The organism is Streptomyces sp. NPDC001530, from assembly GCF_042894545.1.
Lineage (GTDB): Bacteria > Actinomycetota > Actinomycetes > Streptomycetales > Streptomycetaceae > Streptomyces.
Genome location: NZ_JBIAVS010000029.1, coordinates 24173 through 43514, shown reverse-complemented (window position 1 = coordinate 43514; position 19342 = coordinate 24173). Strand labels below are relative to the sequence as shown.

Sequence of the window (19342 nt, the reverse complement as noted above, 5' to 3'; positions counted from 1 at the left end):
ATCGTGCGACCTCGATGTCTCGCGGATCGTCCACCTGAATGGAGCAGGAAAAGCTAGCAGGCGCCCAGGCCGGGACCGAGGCGTTCAGCACCATGGCGTGTCCCCGGCATAGAGCTGCTCTTTGGACTGCCTCAGCCGGCCGGGGTACGCCGATGGTCCGACCGGGGGCCGTCTGCTCGATTGCAAGCAGCAGGGCTCTCGTCCCCGCAGGCGCGGGGAAGAAGCGGAGACGTGACGTCCGACGCCTCCCTCCGTCGGGCCATCCCTGCTGTCGCAGGGAGTTGGCCGGCTTTTGAGCCCGCAGGTTCCGGTATCGTCCGCAGCAGTTGCCCACAAGCCGCCACGGCCCCGATGCCTTGATCCTCGGCAGCAAGGCCCTGGCCGTGGCCTGAGGCGGTCTCTCCCGGCAATACGCGTGCCGGGAGAGACCTCTTTACCTGAGCATCATGAGACGTGAGACCACCGTCGCGACGACGACTTCAATCGTCAGCCAGACCATGTCCTCGCCGTGTCTCCGTAACCACCCCCTCGCTTCCATCAGGCGCTCCCTCAGCCGGCGACGTACGCACTCGCTCACCGTTCACGCTCCTCCTGCGCTCCGCGCCCTGGGCGGTATGCAGGGCGCGGGACAGCGGGAGGGGCGCCGGGCAGCACCGCCAGGTTCACACGATGCCATCGCCCGGATGAGGCACGGACGAGTTGGAAAGTCTTTACGACACATCCTTCCGTGTTGCGGTATCTTCCGCCGCGGATGCGGCGAGGCCCATCGGCCGGTCACTCTCGGGGCGTCCGCCGCACCAGGATCGCCAGGGTCGCCCGTGCGTCGCGGCGCCGGGCCGGCGTGCGGGAGGCGACCGAGACGAGGGCGACGCCGAGCAGGGTCACGGAGTAGCTGAGGCCGGTCGCGGCGGCCAGTACCGTGGCGTCGGTCACCAAGGCGGGCAGTGCGGGCATGACGGTTCCCTTCCGGACAAGCTGTCCGGCGGGTCTGCCGGTCAGCGGGTGCGCCAGTTGTCCCGCGTCCGGCGGGTTTCCGGCGACGTAGGCAGCCCCGACCAGCTGGCATCCGTGCTGGTCATACGTGCCGCAAAAAGTGTCCGGGGACTTTCCGACGAGGAGACGGATTGAACGCCGAGAACACCAAGAACGCCGTCGCACGGTTGGGCAGTTGCTTGAACGCGCTGCATGAGGAAGCCAAGAGAACGCACGCCGCAGGGGTCACGCTCCCGCGACTGAACGAGGCACTTGCGGTGTCCACCTCGGCGCTGGGTGCTTGGTTGAACGGCCAGTCGGCGCCGTCACGGCGGAGACTTCCCAAGTACCGCGAGCTGATTGCCTATTTGGAGGAGCGTGCCAAGGGTCCCCGCCGCACCAGCGCGGAGTGGGATCTGCTCATCAAGGCAGCCATGGACGAGAGCCACGGCAAGCGTGGTGGGCGGCCCCCCAAAACCTCCCGCCCCGCCCGCGTAGCGCCGTTCCGCTACTGCCACACCGCCGCGGCCTACATGCCTCAGGTCCTGACAGGACGGGAAGCCGAACTCGAGCAGCTACAGACACTGATTGGCACAGGGTCGCCTTACCTGGTCCTCGTCGCGCCGCCGTGGGCGGGCAAGACCGCGCTGCTCGCCACTTTCGTGACGAGTCGTGCGACGGACGACGTCGACCTCGTCGCCTACTTCGTCCGCCGCAAGCACGGCACGGACACCGCTGAGGCCTTCCTTGGCACCATGGTGGAACAGCTGAGCCTGCATGTAGGGAAGCGACGGGGCCGGCCCGACAGAGCCACTCTGCTCGCCCTGTACGAGGAGGCCGCCCGGACGAGCATCACGCGTGGCCGGAACCTTCTCCTCATCGTCGACGGCCTGGATGAGGACGCCAGGCAAGACAACGCCGGAAACAGCGGCGGAGAGAGCATCGCCTCGCTGCTGCCACCACAGCCGCATCCGGGGCTACGCGTCCTGGTCAGCCACCGGTGGCACCCGCCTCTGCCCGGCGACGTGCCCATGGACCACCCGTTACGCAGAGCCGAGCAGATGCCCGGATTCCGGTCTTCTCCTCACGCCGGTGTCCTACGCAGCACCGCGCTGGACGACCTAAGCGCACTGTTCCGCGATTCCCGGGGCTGGGTAAGCGAGGTGGTCGGATTCCTGGCCCTGGCCAGCGGAGGGCTCAGCCACAAGGACCTGAGCCAACTGGCCGGAGCCGGTGGCCCGGTGCCCACGCTGATCCCGTACAACGTGCAGGATCTGCTGCACAGTGTGGCCGGGCGGGTCCTCGGGCCCGAGGACCTGGAGCCGGACACTTTCGTCCTGGCACACGAAGAACTGTACAAAGCAGCCACGGAGTCACTGGACCCCGACATGCTCGCCGAGCTGACCCAGCGCCTCCACGCCTGGGCCGACCGCTACCGTGCCCAAGGCTGGCCCGAATCCACTCCCCCGTACCTGCTCCACGGCTACCACGAGCTCCTGGCCAACGGTGGCGACCTCGACCGCCTGACCACCTTCGCTATCGATCACCGCCGCCTGCTGCGCCTCACCGACCGGGGACGTCCCGACGTCGCCCTGGCCTGCCTCGACCACATCACACAGACGACACCCACACCCGCGGTCCTGGCATCAGCAGCCGCTTCCCGCTCACTCCTCGAGGCGCAGAGTCGGCTGGTCCCGCGTGAGGTGCTGCACGCTCTTGGCGTGGTCGGCGACATCGCCCGCGCCCGCTCACTCGCGCTGTCGCCCTCCGATGCCGCCTCCAAAGCGGTACGGCTCCTCGAGGTGGTCCAGGCTCTCATCAGTGTCCGATCCGCGAAAGCGGCAGACCAGGCAGCCGGTCTTGCGCGCGAGGCCGCGGCGTGGGCCGAACAGGCGCAGCAGCACAACACGGTGACCGAAGCGGTGGCTGAGCTCGACAGCGAGGCCATCGTCCCCCGCGCCGCAGTCGCCCTCGCCGCAACGGGGCAGCCGGCCGCGGCGATCCGCATGCTCACAACGATCGACATCTGCCGGCCGGACCACGTCTCGGCCGTGGCCCAGGCCGCCGCTCTGCTGCTCGGGACCGATCCGGCCTTCGCGGGCCGGCTGCTGGACGAGTTGACCGCCGAAGCGGAAGACCAGGCGGAATCCGCCGAAGGCACGGCCTTCGCCCTGGAGATCTGGGCGGCCGTCGCCGCCGCCGACCCGGAACGGGCCGAGCCGATCCACCGCCGCATGCTGCAGTTCAACCCCGAGGTGAACAAGGAATCCTCGGATCCGGCGGCCCGTCGCGCTCAGCGAAACCGCGCCGGCATCTCGCGAAGCGCGAGGAATGCCCGAGGCGTGATGCCGCCGCGCGAGCCGAGCACGCCGTCGGCCGAGGTGGCGCACCAACTGCTCGCCGCCGGGGAGAGTCCCGAGAAAGTGCACGCCCTGCTCGCCGAGGCAGAGGAGACCGAGAAGCTGCTCAAGGAGATCGAGCGCCTGTCAGACCTCGGAAACGGCCCCCAACTGCGATGGCATCTCGAGCAATTCACGATGAGAACCGTCAAGAGATCTGCCGCCGCCCCCTGGCTCCCCTTCCTGGCACAAGCCCTGTCCAGCACCCGCGACGCCACCGGAAACGACCTCCTCTCCGCCTTGGAGGCCGAACTGTCTGACACCCCCCTGCACGTTCAGGTCCTCACCTCAGCCGCGCTGGCACACGCGGACGCAGGGCGCCGTGGCCAGGCACTGCAGTACACGAAGAAGGCGGCCGCGATCACCCAACGCATGACGGCCCCACAGCCACAAGCCCTCCTCGTCGCCCAGGCATTCGCTCACGCAGGTGATGGCGAGCAAGCCACCCACTGGGCATCCCGATTCCACGGACACAGACCGACCGGCAGGGCAGGCATCCTGTACCGGCGCACCGCCCTGGCCCTCGACATGGGCCTCAACCCCAAGGCCACCAGCACCCGCATCCTCACCGACAACGTCCCACAGATCAGACTCAGCTCATCCGGAACCAGCCTCCTCCAAGTCCTGCGCGACCGTGCCGCCGGAGCACACACCGACGCCCAGATCGCCTCGCTGCAGACCACAGCACGCGCCCGCCTCCGCACAGAACCCTCGATCACCACCGGGCTCGCCCTGCTCCACGCCACCCTCGGTGACACCAAACACGCATGCGACACAGCAGCCGCCTTGCCCGACCCCACCGCCCGCGGCACGGCACAAGCAACCCTCGCCACCTACCTGGCAGGCATCCCCACCTACCTGGACGTCACCGCCGACGAGGACCACTGGACACTCTCCCTACTCCAGACCCTCGCCCACCACACACACCCGCCACAACTCGACCAGACCCCCACCGTGCACAACCTCCTCCACCAAACCCTCAACACCCCAAGCTGGCACCAGGCCCTGCCCGTACTCGCCCGCACCCACCCCACAGCCCTCCACACAGTCACCGACACCCTCAACCAACATCAACAACTGCAATCCCACACATGAACAGCACTCCCGCCACCCCCGACCCTCACCCTGCACCCGCAGGGATGACCCCTGGCTATGAGTCGAAGCCCGCGCCGTCACCACACCTCCCGCACCCGCGGGAATACCCCTCGGCCTGCGCGAAATGACCGCGTTCTGACGCACCGCTCCCCGCACCCGCGGGGATGATCCTGCCACTCTGGAGATGGTGGCCCCGTACTGGCTCTGCTCCCCGCACCCGCGGGGATAGTCCCGAGCTGGCGTCCGGCAAGGCCGTCATCGTCGGCTGCTCCCCGTATCCGCGGGGATGGCCCCGTCGCCGTCGTTGGATGTGGCCGGCTGCTCCCCGCACGTGCGGGGATGGTCCCATGTACGGCGGCCTGTCCGACGAGCGGATCGGCTGCTCCCCGCACGCGCGGGGATGATCCCGGCGAATGGGAGGCCCTCACCGACTTCGGCAACTGCTCCCTGCACGCGCGGGGATGGTCCCGACTGGGACTACGAGATGATCCAGGCCGAGCACTGCTTCCCGCACCCGCGGGGATGATCCCCAGGCCCGGGTCCGCTCGGAGAGCGTCAGCCCCTGCTCCCCGCACGCGCGGGGATGGTCCCGACACGCAGTCGGTCCGCCCGACACGTTCGGTCTGCTCCCCGCGCCCGCGGGGATGGTCCCTCCGCATCGCACGCATGACCGTGTGCCGCATGCTGCTCCCCGCGCCCACGGGGATGGTCCCCCCTGGCGGGGGCGGCTGTTTCTTTGGCTGCGGCCAGGGCCGGCCCGCTGGTGACAAGGAGGCAGGAGCCAGAGGGGTGCTTACGGCGTAGACCTCTCTGCTGATCGCCGCGGGTCAGTCCTCGGGGTGTTGTCGCGCGCTGGCGACGATGTGGGACCAGGTGCCTGCGGTGCCGCCGTGCTCGTGGGCCAGTTGGCCGGCGAGTTGGGCTGCAGGAGTTTTGGGGTTTGCCTTAATCGCGGTGCGGGCCTGGTCCAGGCGGGGATCGCCGTCGTAGGGGTAGCGGCGGTCCGTCGTTCCGGTCGGGCGGCCGCCTCCACGCTCGCGGCGCTCGGCGTAGGTCCAGATGTCGCCGCGCCGGTACTTTCGCTTGACGAAGCCCTTTTCCGTCGTCGCCTCCTCGGCTGGTGCCGGCCAGTGCTTCGGCGGTCTCACCGGGTACTGGGTGATGCTGGTCGGTTGCATGCCCAGGACCCGGGCGGCTTCGGACAGTGAGATCAGGTCCTCGGCGTTTCCACTGAGGTCGACGTTCGTGCGCCACTGCTGATTGGCTTTGTAGCCCTCGTACCAGGTGTCCCAGGTCTTCGGGTTCCAGTACATGGTGTTGCCGATGGTCTTCTCCGGCTCGGGGTGCCGGTTGGACTTCCTGTCACGCCACAGCAGTTGGAGGGTGCTCAGACCCAGGCCCGTACGGTCGTGCAGGTCCGCGCGGCTCTCCAGCGCAGCGACGTCGGTGTGGCGCTTGTACCACTGGTGCCAGTCGGCGGCGTACCAGACCAGCGCGCGATTGATCGTGCCCGCGGCCTCGGGGTGGCCGTTGACCTCGCGCTCGCGGTACAGCCTCTCCAGGTGGGTGATGCTGAGCTCGTAGGTGTCGGCGAGCTCCTTGCGAGTCAGTACGGGGCGTCCGTCCAGCGCGGCCATGGGGGTGTCCTTTGTGATCTGTGGGTCCCGCGGCAGGGCCTCACGCGTCATCTTCGGCTCCCTCCTCGCGGCGGTCGTTGTGGTCGGCCGGCTGATGGCAGGAGCACCACGCCGGTCTCGGTGAGCGCGTGCTCGGCGTCACGCTCCGCACCGCTCGTGACGTTGCGGCCCTGGGAACCCAGAGGCTGTGCGACGGATGCTCCGGCACGAGGCGCCGTACACCCTCCGGCCCCAAACAACCTGAGACCGCGTGTCGTTCGAACGCCGGTAACAGTGTCAGCTGGACCAAATCGGGGGCAGAAGCAAGCCGGCTGGCGGTGATCCGCTCGGCAGCACCAGACCGGATGGCGCCTCGCCGGTCGCGCCAGAGAAGTCGACCGTACCGCCGGAGAACGTCGACCCGTCGAAGCTGCTACTGAACCCTGCGTCGACGAAGAAGCGGTCCGCGCCGCCCCTGAACTCTGCGTTTTCGAAGAAGACGCTGCCGCCGCTGAACGTCGAGCAGGGGAAGTTGACCCTGCCGCCGGAGAACGTCGACCCGGTGAAGCTGACCGTACCGCCGGAGAACGTCGCGGCGGAGAAGTCTCCGCCGTCGAACGTGACTCCGGTGAAGTCGAAGTCGTGGCCCTGCCAGGAGTGCGGATGCTCGGGTTCCAGACGGAGGTGGTCGCGGACGAGTCGGATGACGGTGTGCCGGACTTCCCGCAGGGCCAGGTAGGCGTGCCGGGCTTCCGCGTCGTTCGCCGGGAGGTCGGCCTCGGCGGTGTAGGGCAGGCGCAGGTAGGCGCACAGGACATCGATGCAGGTCTGGCGCAGGTCGCGGGTGGGGGCGTCGTCGGCGAGGCTGGCCAGGGCGTGCACTCCGCCGAGGCGGACCGGGGCGGATTCCTGGCCGAGCTGGGAGACGGCGGTGGTGAAGCGTTCGGTGTGCAGCCGGGTGGCCTCTCGCAGAGCGCCGTCCTCGTCGACCCGCTGGCGCCGGTAGGCCACGACCGGGGCGACCAGGGCGCCGGCCCCGGCGACCACGCCGAAGGACAGCTTCACCAGGTCGAAGAGCGTCTTGGAGTCGATGCGACGCTCCGGCTTGAGTTCCCGGGCGCCGAGCAGGTCCCACCCGGCGAAGAACACCGCGGCGGCCACCAGGAGCGCGGCGGTGAAGGTCAGGACCAAGACAGGGCCGACCGGCCAAAGACGCAGGCCGCGCCGTTCGGTCCGGCGCCGGGGCGCAGGTGCTCTCACGCATCAACAGGACGGTCAGGGCCGTCCGCCGGTTGCTGCCACACACCGACTGATGCCGGAACCACGCGAAGTCATGGACTGGACTCCGGACAAGCTCCCCATGTCCGGAGTCCAGAGCAGGGCTCATCTCCGGTATACGGGACGGGGCATGACAGACAGTCGGGTAACAGTCACCCCGGTCGTCACTCCAGTTGTCACCCCGGCGGCACCGGTCCGGCCCGAGGAGTACGACGCCGCGACCCGGGCCGCGCTGGAGCACATCGACGGACAGGCCGTGCGCGCGGTCGCGGACGGCCGACCGGAGCGTACCCGCAAGGGCTACGCCCAGGACTGGGCGAGCTGGAGCAAGTTCTGCGGCGACAGCGGCGTGCAGCTGCTCGCCGTCACCTCCGGCACCCTGGTGATGTTCGTCGAGTGGTTGTGGACCCAGCCCGGCTGGAAGGCGGGCACCTGCACCGCGCCGCGTCGGTCAGCGTCAGCGCCGGGTCGCGCACCATGCGGGCGGCGGCGCTGTGACGAAGGTTCTCCTCTGCAGTGGGTCCTCGGGCACGCGCATCTGACCACGACCGAGATCTACCTCGCGCCGCACCAGGACGAGGTCGTGGCGGGGGTCCTGGCCCGGCCGAGACCATCGAGGCCCATCGCGCCTTCATCGCCCGCCGCAGGGCCACCCGACCCAGCGATGAGTATCGGACCCCCACCGAAGAGGAATGGGACGCTTTCCTTGCGCACTTCGAGAAGCGCAAGGTCTCCATCGGCACCTGCGCTCGTGCCTTTTCAAGCCCCTGTGTTCATGAACACGCTTGTGTTCGTTGCTCGCTCCTCCGGCCGGACCCGGCCCAGCGCGGCCGGTTGGAGGAGATCCGCGACAACCTCGTTGTCCGCATCGCCGAGGCCGAGCGCGAAGGCTGGCTCGGCGAGGTCGAAGGACTCCGGGTCAGCCTGGCTGGCGCCGAAGACAAGCTCGCTCAAATGGACCGACGAACTCCCGGCGGCACGGCGATCAACCTCGGCATGCCACGCATATCACCAGCTCATCCCATCCGGGAGGAGGAGGGAATAGCTGCGCTGAGACAATCACTGGATGACCAGCAATGAGATCCGGTTCGACAGCCAGCAACGTGGCGACGGCGGCGTGCTCGTGATCCTCCCCCGCATCGACGGAGCACCACTTACCGAGCTGATCGACAGCTTCGAGATCGCCGCCGGGATGCAGCCCGCAGGCGACGCCTACGGTGGTCTGATTCCGCAGTTCTTCCGGTTCGGCCCGATGCAGGACCACTTCCTCGGACGGTCCACCAAAGCGTTGGGGCCGAAGACACCCGTTCTCGGCTGTGAATGCGGCGAGTGGGGATGCTGGCCTCTCATGGCCCGCATCACCACGACAGCCGACCTCGTGATCTGGGACTCCTTCGAGCAACCCCATCGCAAGTCCCGCGAGTACACGGCATTCGGTCCGTTCCAGTTCGACCGTCACCAATACGATGACGCCCTGCGCGCGCTGAACGCCGCAATCGGCCCCGACGAGACGTGATTCGCACCCGCCAGCGCTAGTTCAGAGAACCCTGCGTCCGCTGCTCCCTTCTTCGCCCCGATCCCGCCCAGCGCAGCCGTCTGGTCGAGATCCGCGACAACCTCTTTGACCGCATTGCTGAGGCAGAGCAGGAGGCCTGGCTGGGCGAGATCGAAGTACTCCGTGTCAGCCTGGCCGACGCTGAGTCCAAGATCAGCCAGATTGACACGGCGGCCAGAGGCGAGCCCGTACTCCTCGGCATGCCGGCACGGCGATAGCCTCTCTGCACCGCCTTCGGGGGTCTTGGTAAATGGAGGAGGCCGCCTGGAAAGCAGTCTCGCGACAGAACGCAGTTGACCGTTGTGACGGCCTGAACGCAATCAGGTTCCGTTACCCGGACGGGGAGGGATCAAGCTCTCTGCCGGCTTGCGGGGCATCCGTCCGGGGACAAGAAGGGCGACGAGCACGGCCCGGCGTCCACCGGGCAGTCCTCGAGAGACATCACCCGCTCACACCACCTGCAACGCAAGTCAGCTCGAGCGCCCACTGCGTTGAGGCGCCTCACCGCTTCCGTCGCGGCCTCGAACCATGTTCGGTCGACAACCGTCGTCGGAGCGGCTTCAAGCAGCTGCTTGCTTCGCCATGCGCTCAGCCCAGTTACTGAGCGAACCGCTTGGACAAGGTCGATCCCTTGATCGCCGCTAGAGGACAGCAGCACGTCGAACTCCGGATCCTCCACCATCCCCCCATCGGACCAGCCATACCGTCTGGCAGACAAACCGCCACTACGGCACATCAGATCATGCTGCCTGGATCCCCTCTCAGGCTTCAACGTCATTAGCCAGGCCGAAGCTGATGGCGCCAGCCCAGATGGTGGTGGGGGGCACGACGGACCTCCGTGACAAGCCCCGAGACCTGTGGGATCTCGGCTTCCGTGGCCGAATCTCACGGCCGATGACCACTCGGTGGCCGATCGGCCATACGTCTGAGACAGGCTGGTCAGCCTCCCATGGACAGTCTCCTAGCAGCGCGGCCTTTCGGCCACTGGCCGACGTGTCAACGGTCAGGGGGCGGGTAGGACAGCGGGGGTCCCGGTTGGGCGGCTCTAAGATCCTTCGCACACCGCCGCGGCGGAGACCGGCCGATCGTCAGATTCGGGAGACCGATGCGACTTCGAGGCCCAGCGATATGTGCAGCCGCGGCGCTGCTCGGCCTGACCGGATGTACCACGGGACCGAGCGCGCCGCACCACGCAGGCCATACGACGGCACCTGCAACACGGCCAGCCACCTCCCGCGGCCCATCGCCCCGCATCCTCCCCGACGTCTCTGACTGCGCCAGCCCGACCGCTGGCGACCCTGCCGCCATCCCCGACCCCTCCGCCCCGGCCTACGCGGGTCCAGGCCCGCATCGCGTCGTGATCGGCCAGTTCGTCGACACGGCTGGAGAGGACATGAATTATGCGGGCGGGCAAGAATTCGACCTGCCCGCCTCCTGGGTGTCCTTCGCGGCCGACCATCTGCTCCAAGACCCCTCGCACGCCCAGCTGATCGTGTGCCTGACCGGCCTGCGAAGGACAAGCACCAAGGCCATCGGGACCTGCGAATACGACTTGGCGGCTGCGGATGTCTACCCGGCCCGCCTCACCTATGAGGTGTTCGAGGCCAAAACCGGGCGGCGGCTGGCACGCACGACGATGCCCAGCGGCGAAGCCGACATCGACGTCTCCTGCCCGGAAAGCGTGGTCTCCACGGCAGGCGCCACTGCCCCGGTCGCTCAGGCGCCGAAGGGCGCGACCTTCCGGTCCTGGCTCCGTCCCCTCATCCTCGGCCCGGCACGGTGACCCATCCGCGGCACTGAACGGCCGACCCGCCTGGTAGCGGTTCGTCAGTCCGCGTTGCAGACCGGGGCCAGGAAGTTGAACGGACTGCCGCGAGGATCCGAGGATTTGGACACGCCCGTGAGACTGGCCGGTTGGACACGGTGTGAGACACCGTGAGAAGCCACGCCGCCGTGGACGACCACTCCCGCCTGGCCTACGCCGAGATCCTGGCCGACGAAAAAGGCACCACCTGCGCGGCCTTCCTCACCCGCGCGGCCGCGTTCTTCGCAAGCCACGGCATCGCCCGCATCGAGCGCGTGATGACCGACAACGCCCGGACCTACCGCACCTCCGGCGCGTTCCGCGAGGCCTGCCAAACCCTCGGCGTCAAGCAGAAGTTCACCCGGCCCCGCTGCCCCTGGACCAACGGCAAGGTGGAGCGCTTCAACCGGACCCTGCAGGCCGAGTGGGCCTACCACCAGGTCTTTGCCAGCAACACCGAGCGCTCCGACGCACTCGCGCCCTGGCTGCACTTCTACAACACTGGCCGCCGACACACTGCGCTCGGCGGCCAGCCACCGATCACCCGACTGTCACCAAAGTCATGACCGAGTACATCTAGCGCCACAATGGCCTCCCTGGAAGCCTTGCAAACGGCCTGGCCCCCAGACGAGGTTCCAGACGGCGGGATCGGCGCTGCGGATCACGGAGGCCAGGCAGTCGAGGGTTTTCAGGACGCGTGGGGCGCCCAGCGAAACCTTCCCTCCGACATACGCGCAGTCGATCTCGTCTTTGCCACGGGATGATTGCAACCGAACACCGCCAGAACGGCATGTACGGGGCATGAGAACACCGCACCCCGTGCGCTCGCGCTGGCGGCCGTCGGCCTGCTCGACGACGCCCTCGCTCTCGACCTGCGACGGCCCCAGGACTACTTCGGAAGGGTCTGGAGCACCGCCTTCCGAGCCCGAGATCTGGCCCACACACAGCACGGAGACGATGCCGCATGACCGCCTCCACAGCGGCCGCCATCGCCGCCCTTCGCCGGCAGACCCAGGACAAGCTAGCCCGTGTTGAGAAGGCGCTCGGCCAGCTCCGCCGCGAACGCGGCCGCCTGACCGTCCGGGCCGTCGCCGAACGAGCAGGAGTGTCCGCGACATTCCTCTACGAGAACACCGACGCACGGATCCTCGTCCAGAACGCCACGGCCGACCACCGCAGCCGCCACGACCGCCAGGCCCAGCAGGAACACGACCGGATCGAGGCGTCCTGGCGGGAGCGTGCTCTGAACGCCGAGGCCGAGCTGACCCGCCCCCAGAAGGAGGTCTTCGCTCAACGTCATCGGATCGAGGAACTCATAGGACAGCTCCGCGACTTCGACCAGATGGTCCCCGGCGAGTCCCTCCAGACCCTGACCACCGAGAACACCACCCTCAAGCACCGCGTCCACCAGCTCACCCGGGAGCACCGCAAGCTCCAGGAGCGGCTCGAAGGCGCACGCTCCAACCTCCGCTTCGCCGAGAAACGCATCGCCGACCTCGAAGCCCAACTCCTTGAACAGGACCAGCCATGACCGACGAACCAACCGCCGAAGTGATTCGCCTCGACGGCGACCAGGCTGCCTTGGCTTTGTCACTGAGAGCCGAGTTCTGGCAGCACCAAAGCTCCGCCCGGTGTGCTCGCCTGGTGCGATGATCATCCTCGTGTTTTCGCTGCCCACGATGGAGTGAGAGGACGAAAAGCCGTGGATGTGTATGAAGCCGTGGACAGTCGCCGGGCCGTGCGGGCGTTCAGCGATGAGCCGGTATCCAAGGAAGTACTCGAGCGAGTGCTGGCGGCAGCGACGCGGGCTCCGTCGAGTGGGAACCTCCAGCCGTGGCATGTCTATGTCGTGACCAGCGAGCCCTTGGCCGAACTGAAGAAGCGTGCGACGGCCAGGGCACTGGCGGGAGACCCGGGTGATGAGCGGGAGTACCCGATGTATCCGCCCGAGCTGACCTCGCCGTATCTGGACCGTTTTTCCGCGGCGGCCGCCCAGCGGTACAAAGCGCTGGGAATCGAGCGCGAGGACCCCGACAGGCCCATGAAAATCGCCGCCTTGAACTCGGAGGCGTTCGGGGCGCCGGTCGTGCTGTTCTGCTACCTCGACCGGGCGATGGGGCCCGGTCAGTGGGGGGACGCGGGGATGTACTTGCAGACGGTCATGCTGTTGCTGAGGGCGGAAGGGTTACACAGCTGCCCCCAGGTGATGTGGACGATGTATCGCGAGACCGTCAGCCAGATGGTCGGAGCCGATGACGGGCTCGTGCTGTTCTGCGGTGTCGCGGTGGGATTCGAGAAGGAAGGCGTGCCACGGCTGCGTACCGGGCGGGCGGACATGACAGAAACAGTGAGCTTCATCGGAGTATGACCTGCTGACCCTCGCCGCGGAGTCCGCCACGTCACGGACATCCACGCGACGCATCCATACAGTTCACAGCCCATCCGATCAGAACGACGCTCGGTAAAGATCACGTCCCGGCGGGGCCATTTCTCCGGCCGCCCGCCCTTCGGGGTCTGGCAGGCCGGCACCGGCAGGAGGGATCTGAGCAGGGCCCACTCGGCGGCGGTGGTGTCGGAGGGATAGGTGCGTGGGCGCATCGCGTCCCCTTGAGTTCGATCACAGTGGTCAGGCGGCGCTCAGCAGGTCGAGGGTGGTCTCGACGGCGTTGAGCTGGGTTTCGACGTAGGCGATCCACTTGTCCTGCGGGATCAGTCGGCCGTGCGGGGCGACCGTGCCGGTCAGCAGACGGCCGAGTTCCACGAAGCACTCGTGGATCCGCGCGATCTCGTACTTGCGCAGCACGTCGGCATCCCCGCTGAAGCGATAGCCCTCGCCCAGCGACCACACCACCGGCGGCCAGTCCTTCTCCGCGGCCTGGTCGCGCAGCATCGCCAGCCCGTCCTGGACCTGGCTCCGGGTGAGTTCAGTCGACTTCACCAGCTGCGAGAACGTCACCCCGACGCCCTGGGCCTCGTGGAGGACCTTGCGGATGCACTCGGCGTGCGAGCGGGCTGCGTCCCCTTTCTTGCGTGGTGCTCGCCAGGACCCGGTGCAGGTGCCAGCTCACCTCCGCGCGCCGGTGCCCGGCCGGCCACCGCGAGGCCGTCCAGCGGCGAACGCTCAGCGGTCCCCGAGGACAGCGAACGCGAAGGCAAGGCGACGGTCCAGCCAATCTGCCTTGATCGTAAGCAGTTTGATGCTCTGGGAGATCATGACCAGCTCGCCGCCAGACACCCACTCCAACGTACGGCTCTTGCGAACAGGGCTGCTGTGAGTGTCGTCAGGCCCCATACCGGTCACGGCGTTCAGTACCTCTGGGACGACATTGTCGGCTGCCCGCTGAGCAATCCGCTTGGCGTTGAACCCGCTCCACTGATTACGCCCAACAATTTCCGGGTGTCCGGGCTGCTCGATGCGCCAAGTGTGCTTGAAAAGTTTGCTGGATTGGGGAATGCGTCGAATAGCGCCGATTCCCTCTCCATGTCCATCGAACACCTGGATGCGGCGTTCGCTGCCCTCGTCCCCCTCGGCGACGAGGTAACACAGCAACTGCTGCGCTTCGGGGTCCTCGTACAGGCACGGTTCCATGGCCGACGGCGGCGCGGGAGGGGCGACCGCAGCGACGTAGGCACAGGGAGCGAATACCTTCGAGTTGCCCGCACCCTTGGAGACGCGGATGGCACGCGGGCCACGCACAGGACGGGCACGATTCTTGGTGACCGGACGCTCCACAGTGCCGATGGTGAACTCTCGTACCCCAGCCCACGCGACAGCGGGCACAGGGGCCTCCTCCCGTGCCCCACCCCTCCCGAACGCCACGCCGTCTCCTCACTACTCGCGCGTACCACTACGGCGTAACCGTAGCCTCCTGCCGATACGGCGGACCGAGGGAGGCAAGACCGTCCTGCTCGTCGGGAACGGTGTGGAGGCGGCCCTGGGACATCGGTGATGGGCTTGTTGGAGGAGCCGGAGGGCTGCCCGGGTGCGGGCGCGCCCAGGTCGACGGGCTGAACACGCTGCAGATCCTTGCGGCGCGCCGCTACCTCTACACCCGTCCGGGCAGCGCCCTACGGCCCTTCATCACCCGGCAGATCTGCGGCACGGGCCGTCGAACGAACCGCTCACCGGCACGAAGTGAGCCAACAGGGCGGCCGCTTTCGCAACTTCACCCGGCTCCCCGGAAACCTCATGTGCCCCGGGGACCTCCCTCGTCACTAGAAACCGCGAACACTGGCCGCGCCGTACCCACTTGCGCCCACCGCTCACGCCCCGGACCCGCACCCGCTCAACAGTCTCCGGCGCACTTGCAGCGCGACCCCAGCGCACGCGCCTGGCTCGCCGCACCGCAGGGGGCGGGTGCCGCTGGGCAGTGGCCCGACGAATTCACCACCCTCGCCGGCGACTTCATCGACTGACCGCACCCCGAGGAGGCGGAGTGCCGCACGTCACTGCGGCTCGCGCGCAGGGAGGGAACAACCCCAGGCAGTTGACCGTTCACCTACATGTGGCTGCGGAGGGGACAGTGTCCCCGGGCCTCACCCATAGCCCATGGGGACGATCGTCCGGCTGAAGCCCGATGGAGCCTTCCGCCGAGAGGTGACCGCCCTCCGCACGTCACCACCCCACGGCCCCGGCTGGTCTCCCCCGTCCAGCCGGGGCTTCGCGTTCCGTCGTGCCGCGCCCCAAGTCCACCGTGCAGCGCACTCCGGAGGCCGCTGCGAGCGTGAGGGCGGGGCGTCCCGTGGCGGTCCGGCCGCTGCAGCGGGCGGGCGGCGTGATCGACTTCGCCGCGTGTGAAGCCAACCAGGCCGCCGGCGGAAAGACGGGGGTGGTCCTTGACCACTTCAACATCTGCCAGCACAGATTCAACACCCCATGGCCCGAGTCTGCCCGACGCCCCCGGGGGGGGAGCGCGTGTTTTTCGCGCCGGGCGGCCGGGTTGCGGGGTGCCGCGGGAGTGATTTCATGGAAGTAGGCGCGTGCGCGGGTCTTCCGAACCGGAGTTGCCCTCGGAAGGAGAGCGCACGATGACGAAGATCGTCCGCCACCCCCCGGGCAAGGAGCGACCGCGCCACGCGCCCATGGCGACGCTGGACCTCAGACGGGCGGGGAACCGGGTCGGACGTATCCTCGTGGGCCGCTGGCACACTCTGACGATCAGTCTGGAAGCCCGCCGCGGGACCACCCGCCCGAAGAAGTGGCGCAGATGGGTCTCCTACGCCAACGGGACCAGAATCGTCTGGACCATTGCCGTCCTCGCGGTCCTCGCCTGGTGCGGGGAGGGCCTCTACATCCTGATCTCGGGCGAGTCGACCGGCTTCGAGGACTTGCGGAAGAACGGAGGATTCGACGCCTTCCTCCGCTTCGTCGGTCCCGTCCTCACCGCTTCGATTGCCGCCGCGCTCTTCCTGTTCTGGTGGTACAGCTGGAGCAAACGGCGTTACCTCACCAAAGCCCGCAAAAATCCGGGTGGACTGGTGCTCACGGCCGGGCCGGAGACCGCCGAGATCGTGGGGCGCGAGGAGATCGCGCAGGTCATCGCCCAACGGCTGCGCGAGCGCAAAACCCGTCGGCCGTATCTGCTCGTCGGCGGCGTCGGCGTCGGAAAGACCGCAGTCCTGGTGCGGCTCACCGAACTGCTGGCCCGGCAGCGCGCCGTGCCGGTGCCGGTCCGGCTGCGGGACGTGGCCGACGGGACCGACCTGAACTTCGAACGCCTGGCCAAGCGGCGCTTCGCCGAGGAGGCGCCCCCGGGCATCCTGGCCCGCTCCAAGAACGATCGGGTCTGGCAGCAGCTGCTCGCCGACGACAAGCCGGTCGTCATCGCCGACGGCCTGGAAGAAGCCCTTCTCGACGACAACCTTCAGCAGAACCGGGACAACATCATCCGCAGGGCCATCGAGCGCGCCCAAGAGGAAAAGCTGCCGCTGGTCATCGCCTCCCGGCCGCACAGCCCGCTGGAGAGCACCGCCGCCGCGATCGTGGAGCTGGAACCGCTGAGCGAGGAGGAGGCGCTGCGCTTCGTCGAGGCGCACGTACCGGAGACGGACGAGCGCCGCGTGGACTGGATCGTGGAGACGGCGGAGGTAACCGAGTCGCCGATCTACCTGCAGATCGCCCGCGAACTGCACCAGCACGGTCTTCTGGAGCGCGACCGGCCCCGCGAGGACGAGGATCGCCTGGACACGCGTAGCCGCGACCGCGGCACGCTTCGGTTGTGGCTGATGGAGACATGGGGCTCGGCGCTGATCGAGGGCCGGCTGCGCGAGGATGTCGCGGTTTCCCCGCAGGAGCGCAAGGACACCATGGAGGTGGTGTCGGCCCTGGCGTGCATCGGACTGCTCCAGGACAAGCTGGAGGTCTCGTTCGAGGAATTGCTCGACCATGACATCCACCCTGGTCCGGCGCGGATCGCGCAGGCGCACGCGGAGCACGTTTGGACCAACAGTCGTCGTCGCTTCGACAAGTACGGCAAGCGCACGAAGGCATACTCCGAGTGGCACCGGCAGCAGATCTGGAACACGCTCTGCGGCCGGCTCGGCAAGAAGGCGGCCAAGAGCCTGCGCGGCGGGAACATGGTCCAGTGCAATGCTGTGCTCGCCCGCTTTGCGGGCAACGCGGACAAGCTGAAGCTCGTGGAGGGCTTCGAGCGGAAGGTCCGCTTCCCGCACAGCATCATCCAGGCCTACCTCGGCTACCGCATGCTTGACCACCTGCAGGAGAACGACGCCGGAGCGGCGACCGAACAGGCACTCCAACCGCCCGGTCCCAGCCGTGAGTTGCTCATTGCCCTGGTGCTTCTGTCCCGCCGCCGGGCGGCAAAGCTCACGGACAAGGGAGGCAGTGTCCGAGCCGAGCTGAGGAAATGGAAGGACGAGCGGGGGCGCCGGGCACCAGTGGGCGGGCGCACCCTGGCCCACCGGCTCCTCGTGGCCGCGAACCGCCGCCCGGACGACCCGAAGGTCCTCGATCTCTACGCGGCCGCCCTGGAGATCGAAAGTGTGGAAAAGGACCCGAGACTGCTGCGCGACATCGTCTCCGCGGTGCGAGGTCGCTGGAACCGCATCAAGGGGGATCACCGCACTCTCGAGGACGCGAAGTTGAGGCTGCTCAAGCAACTCGGCGCGGGGCTGCGGACGGCCAACAAGAAGATCGACACCTCGCGGCTGTACTGGCAGCTCTTCCAGATCGGCAAGGCGGAGCCCTCCTACTCCGTTCGCCTGGCCGCCGCCCAGGAGTTCGGCACCGGCGGCAACGCGGCGTTCGCCGTGATCCGTGAGCGGATCGGTCTGCACAACGACCCCTTGACCCAGTACGACAACGAGATCAGAAAGCTGAAGGCTTGGAAGAAGTGGCAGTGCGACGACTGGGCCAGGAAAATGAAGAAGGAGAGGGCCGCCCGCAGCCCCTCGCAGGACGCGTTGTCCGAGGGCATCGAAAAGCTGCAACGCGACCGGAAGAAGTTCAATCGGGAGTACCGGCAGCAACGGCTGGAACTGTTCAGGGAGTTCGTGATGCGAGCCTGGATGCTCCCCATGCTCCTGGGCTCCGTCGACGACGCCCACCGTGACGAGGCCCGGGAGCGTCTAGACAAGTGGCTGCGCCACCTCGACCCGAAATCCACTGGCGGCACCCCCGACCTGCCGCTCGCTCTGGAGGCCGCGCTGGCCCAGGGCTTCAAGTACGCGGCCAACCGGCGGCAACGCCATCCGGACGCGTATCCGGGTGGTCGCGCCGACCTGATCCGGCAGGCGGAGACCGTGCTGCGGCAGTCCCGGTGCTGGTACGCGCAGCTCTGCCTGATCCAGGCGCTGTGCCTGTGGGAGCTCCCAGACAGAGCTGGCCGCTACGACGACCGCGACGGGTCGCACGAGCCGCCCCCGGCGATCGGCGGGACGACCGCCGTACAGACCGTGGAGCGCTGGCTGTCGATGGCGGGCACGGTGAACAGGGCGCCCGGCGTGAACGGCGACTCACCCCCGCGGCTGCATCCGTTCGTCGCCGAGGCGGGCGACCTGGCCGCCCTCGCCCTGGAGACCGGGCAGCCCGAGCGCTTCCTCTGGGTCGACGAGAAGGGCGTCACCGACAACATCGGCTCCCGCACCGGCAATAGCGGGGCATACCGCAAGCACAACCTGTGGATCCCGCCCTCGGTCGGCTGGAGCACCCTCGACAGCCGCGCCCAGCGTCTCGTCGGCGACGTGCTGATCATGCTGAACCTCATCGAACGCGACGGGCACCCGGACGAGGTCGAGGATCGCCTGGCCCGCGCGGAGCAGCCCGGCATGCAGCTCCCGCCGTGCATTCGTACCGATCGCGAGCCGCTGCGGCCCGATAGGCCGACCGGCACCTTGGCCCCGCCCACACCGGGCTCGGCCTGTCTGCCCGACTGCAAGTTCCAGTTCTGCCCGTACCCGCCCCGCGGCTGCCTGCCCCGAAGCGAGATCCGCGAGCCGTTCTGCCGTCAGCAGCAGGCGCTGCTGCCCGGTCCCGTGCGGCGGTGCTTTCCCAGGATCCTGCGCAGGAAGACACCGCACTGGGTCGGCATGCGCGTCCGGGAACTGGACCGGTTCTGGGACGCGATGGCCGGGCGTACGCGCAACTGACGTGGAGCCCCGCAAG

14 protein-coding genes and 1 pseudogene are annotated in these 19342 nt (G+C 68.2%); 8 read left to right on the top strand and 7 right to left on the bottom strand.

Annotated features, from left to right (window positions below; translation table 11 throughout):
* Window positions 1–774: 774 nt before the first annotated feature.
* Window positions 775–954: a hypothetical protein gene (locus tag ACFY0T_RS42620; RefSeq protein ID WP_388883706.1), complete on the bottom strand. Its 180-nt coding sequence runs from the start codon at window positions 952–954 to the stop codon at window positions 775–777.
* Window positions 955–1124: 170 nt separating this feature from the next.
* Here ACFY0T_RS42620 and ACFY0T_RS42615 point away from each other — a divergent pair, with 170 nt between their 5' ends.
* Entirely contained in the window at window positions 1125–4466 is a 3342-nt protein-coding gene (locus ACFY0T_RS42615; RefSeq protein WP_388883704.1) for a hypothetical protein, read from the top strand.
* A gap of 827 nt (window positions 4467–5293) precedes the next feature.
* Here the strand turns inward: ACFY0T_RS42615 and ACFY0T_RS42610 are convergent.
* The 3 genes from ACFY0T_RS42610 to ACFY0T_RS42600 form a co-directional block, all read right to left on the bottom strand.
* Entirely contained in the window at window positions 5294–6154 is an 861-nt protein-coding gene (locus ACFY0T_RS42610) for a hypothetical protein (RefSeq protein WP_388883702.1), read from the bottom strand.
* 225 nt (window positions 6155–6379) lie between these two features.
* On the bottom strand, window positions 6380–7273 hold the full coding sequence (locus tag ACFY0T_RS42605) for a hypothetical protein (protein WP_388883700.1): 894 nt from the start codon (window positions 7271–7273) through the stop codon (window positions 6380–6382).
* Between the two features lie 387 nt (window positions 7274–7660).
* Window positions 7661–7792: a hypothetical protein gene (locus tag ACFY0T_RS42600; RefSeq protein ID WP_388883698.1), complete on the bottom strand. Its 132-nt coding sequence runs from the start codon at window positions 7790–7792 to the stop codon at window positions 7661–7663.
* Between the two features lie 402 nt (window positions 7793–8194).
* On the opposite strand from ACFY0T_RS42600, the gene ACFY0T_RS42595 reads away from it, so the two are divergent.
* The gene (locus ACFY0T_RS42595; protein ID WP_388883696.1) at window positions 8195–8440 is read left to right on the top strand and encodes a hypothetical protein; all 246 of its coding nucleotides are present in this window, start codon (window positions 8195–8197) and stop codon (window positions 8438–8440) included.
* A complete protein-coding gene (locus tag ACFY0T_RS42590; RefSeq protein WP_388883694.1) occupies window positions 8427–8876 on the top strand; it encodes a hypothetical protein in 450 nt (149 codons plus the stop codon). Before ACFY0T_RS42595 ends, ACFY0T_RS42590 begins: the two co-directional genes overlap by 14 nt.
* Before the next feature lie 388 nt (window positions 8877–9264).
* Here ACFY0T_RS42590 and ACFY0T_RS42585 read toward each other — a convergent pair whose 3' ends face one another.
* Window positions 9265–9597, bottom strand: a complete 333-nt coding sequence (locus ACFY0T_RS42585) for a ribosomal protein L7/L12 (RefSeq protein ID WP_388883692.1) — start codon at window positions 9595–9597, stop codon at window positions 9265–9267.
* Window positions 9598–10272: 675 nt separating this feature from the next.
* Here ACFY0T_RS42585 and ACFY0T_RS42580 point away from each other — a divergent pair.
* The 4 genes and pseudogenes from ACFY0T_RS42580 (at window position 10273) to ACFY0T_RS42565 (ending at window position 13087) form a co-directional block, all read left to right on the top strand.
* A complete protein-coding gene (locus tag ACFY0T_RS42580; protein WP_388883690.1) occupies window positions 10273–10698 on the top strand; it encodes a hypothetical protein in 426 nt (141 codons plus the stop codon).
* Window positions 10699–10859: 161 nt separating this feature from the next.
* Window positions 10860–11285, top strand: a pseudogene (locus ACFY0T_RS42575) (integrase core domain-containing protein); the annotation flags it as partial.
* 398 nt (window positions 11286–11683) lie between these two features.
* Window positions 11684–12250 carry a hypothetical protein gene (locus tag ACFY0T_RS42570; protein ID WP_388883688.1) on the top strand — a complete coding sequence of 189 codons (567 nt, stop codon included), beginning with the start codon at window positions 11684–11686 and terminating at the stop codon, window positions 12248–12250.
* A 171-nt stretch (window positions 12251–12421) separates the two neighbouring features.
* The gene (locus ACFY0T_RS42565) at window positions 12422–13087 is read left to right on the top strand and encodes a nitroreductase (protein ID WP_388883686.1); all 666 of its coding nucleotides are present in this window, start codon (window positions 12422–12424) and stop codon (window positions 13085–13087) included.
* A 258-nt stretch (window positions 13088–13345) separates the two neighbouring features.
* On the opposite strand, the gene ACFY0T_RS42560 is transcribed toward ACFY0T_RS42565, so the two are convergent.
* Together ACFY0T_RS42560 and ACFY0T_RS42555 are read right to left on the bottom strand one after the other, a co-directional pair.
* Window positions 13346–13675, bottom strand: a complete 330-nt coding sequence (locus ACFY0T_RS42560) for a RacP protein (protein ID WP_388883684.1) — start codon at window positions 13673–13675, stop codon at window positions 13346–13348.
* Between the two features lie 165 nt (window positions 13676–13840).
* Complete coding sequence (locus tag ACFY0T_RS42555; RefSeq protein ID WP_388883682.1) at window positions 13841–14500, bottom strand: hypothetical protein; 660 nt, start codon at window positions 14498–14500, stop codon at window positions 13841–13843.
* Between the two features lie 1247 nt (window positions 14501–15747).
* Here ACFY0T_RS42555 and ACFY0T_RS42550 point away from each other — a divergent pair.
* Window positions 15748–19326: an NACHT domain-containing protein gene (locus ACFY0T_RS42550; RefSeq protein WP_388883680.1), complete on the top strand. Its 3579-nt coding sequence runs from the start codon at window positions 15748–15750 to the stop codon at window positions 19324–19326.
* Window positions 19327–19342: the final 16 nt, after the last annotated feature.

Coding starts and splice junctions, on each gene's coding strand:
- ACFY0T_RS42620 (WP_388883706.1), bottom strand. CDS start 954: ATGCCCGCACTGCCCGCCTTGGTGACCGACGCCACGGTACTGGCCGCC.
- ACFY0T_RS42610 (WP_388883702.1), bottom strand. CDS start 6,154: ATGACGCGTGAGGCCCTGCCGCGGGACCCACAGATCACAAAGGACACC.
- ACFY0T_RS42590 (WP_388883694.1), top strand. CDS start 8,427: ATGACCAGCAATGAGATCCGGTTCGACAGCCAGCAACGTGGCGACGGC.
- ACFY0T_RS42585 (WP_388883692.1), bottom strand. CDS start 9,597: ATGGTGGAGGATCCGGAGTTCGACGTGCTGCTGTCCTCTAGCGGCGAT.
- ACFY0T_RS42570 (WP_388883688.1), top strand. CDS start 11,684: ATGACCGCCTCCACAGCGGCCGCCATCGCCGCCCTTCGCCGGCAGACC.
- ACFY0T_RS42550 (WP_388883680.1), top strand. CDS start 15,748: ATGACGAAGATCGTCCGCCACCCCCCGGGCAAGGAGCGACCGCGCCAC.